This is a genomic window from Frankia sp. AiPs1 (assembly GCF_023716945.1).
Taxonomy (GTDB): Bacteria; Actinomycetota; Actinomycetes; order Frankiales; family Frankiaceae; genus Frankia.
Genome location: NZ_JAMQQF010000801.1, coordinates 1 through 1,983 on the forward strand (window position 1 = coordinate 1; position 1,983 = coordinate 1,983).

General features: G+C 73.9%; 2 protein-coding genes. Both read right to left on the minus strand.

The window, feature by feature from the left end; genetic code table 11:
• On the minus strand, nucleotides 1-1,138 hold a 1,138-nt coding region (locus tag ND748_RS30805), incomplete at its 3' end, for a glycine--tRNA ligase subunit alpha (protein ID WP_251749815.1).
• Nucleotides 1,139-1,462: 324 nt separating this feature from the next.
• Nucleotides 1,463-1,983, minus strand: a 521-nt coding sequence (locus ND748_RS30810) for an antibiotic biosynthesis monooxygenase (protein ID WP_251749817.1), incomplete at its 5' end; no start/stop codon positions are given.

A 1,983-nucleotide genomic window follows, 5' to 3' on the forward strand; every position in this document is an offset into this window, starting at 1 on the left:
GGCCGCGCACCACCCGCTCGACGTCCGGCTCGCGCGGGGCCACCTCCTCGACGATCGCCACGATCCGGCGCGGGGTGCCCTGCACGCGCACCTCGCCGTGGGTGAGGCGAGTGGCGGCCAGCCGGTCGAGCAGGCCGGCGCGCACCACCGCCACCGTGCGGGTCACCTCGGCCGCGGGCAGCTCCTCCGTGCCGATCTCGAACAGCAGGGTCGCCGGCTCGCGCACCGGGGTGGACACGGCGACCGGCACGGCCGCCGGGGGCAGGCTCGCCACGCCGAGCGGGTGGCCGAGCTCCTCGCGGCGGTCCCGCCACAGCGCGGCGACCTCGCGGGACAGCCCGCGCATCTGGGCGAAGGAGGTCGCCCGCTCGGTGGTCGACACGGCTCCGCGCGAGTCGAGGATGTTGAACGCGTGCGAGCACTTCAGCACGTAGGAGTGCGCCGGAACGGGCAGCCGGGCGTCGACGAGCCGACGGGCCTCGGCGGCGTAGTCGGCGTAGAGGCGGCGCACGGTGTCGATGTCGGCGTCGTCGAGGTAGTACCGCGACATCTCGTACTCGGCCTGGCCGAACACCTCGCCGTAGGAGATGCCCGGCGCGTAGGCGAGTTCGCTGAAGTGGCGGACCCCCTGCAGCGCCATGAGGATGCGTTCCATGCCGTAGGTGATCTCGACGCTGATGGTGTCGAGGCTCTGGCCGCCGGCCTGCTGGAAGTAGGTGAACTGGGTGATCTCCAGCCCGTCCAGCCACACCTCCCAGCCGAGCCCCCAGGCGCCGAGCGCGGGTGAGGCCCAGTTGTCCTCGACGAAGCGCACGTCGTGGGCGGCGGTGTCGACCCCGATCGCCGCCAGGCTGCCCAGATAGAGCTCCTGGGCGTTACCCGGATCGGGCTTGAGGATCACCTGGAACTGGGTGTGCGTCTGCAGCCGGTTGGGGTTCTGGCCGTAACGGGAGTCGTCAGGACGGACCGACGGCTCCACGTAGGCCACCCGCCACGGCTCCGGCCCGAGCACCCGCAGCACCGTCGCCGGGTTGAGCGTACCGGCGCCGACCTCGGTGTTGAACGGTTGCATGATCATGCAACCGCGGTCGGTCCAGTAACGAGTCAGCGCCAGCAACGCGTCCTGCATGGTCAACATCGGGTGAGCCTCGGCTTTTCGCTGTCACGGTCACGAGCGGGGCGGGACGCCCCATCCACGGTCCGGCCCCGGCCGCGCGCGGCGACCTGCCGGGAAACCTCCACCGATGATCATGGATGGGAGTCCCGAAGATCTGGCCCGCCCGGTCGCCCTGGGTCCGGTCCCCGAGATCCGACATCACGAGGCGTCGGAGCCCGGATATCCATGGGTCCTTGATGCTGAGTCGAGGCTACCGGTCGGCACCGACAATCCGCCGCCAGGCCGGACTCGCGCCGACGGGCGTCGGCCGGCGGGCATCACGGGACGCCGAACGGCCGAGGCCGGTCAGGACGAGCCGGGCGCGGCGGTGTCCGCGTTCGCGGCGCGGTCAGAGCGGTAGGTCCGGGCGAGGCAACCGCCGTCCCCGCCGGCCGCCTCGGCGGGATCGACGTCGGATCGGTCGCCGCCGGCGCCCCCCGTCGCGGGTGGGTCGACGGCGGCGAGCACCTCGAAGGCGCCGGGCACGTCGACGGCGTGGACGAGCAGCGGCGTGAGGGCATACCGCACCTCGAACGCGGACAGGGCCCGGCGCCAGGGGCCGGGGCCATCCCACTCGCTGGTCAGCAGCCAGGACGCCGGCTCGTCGAGCGCCCGGGCGAGCCGGCCGGACCGGAAGCCGGCCGCCCGGGCGAGCGCGTCGAGTGCGGCCCGTGCCGCCGCGGGAAAGCCGGCCGCAGCCGCCGCCGGCACCGCGAAACGGATCTCGGCGATCACCGGCGTGCCGGAACCCGCCGTCCAGCCGCCGCCGACGCCCTGCCACCCGGACGCGGGTCCACCCCCCGCCGCCGGGCCGGACGGTGCCGCAT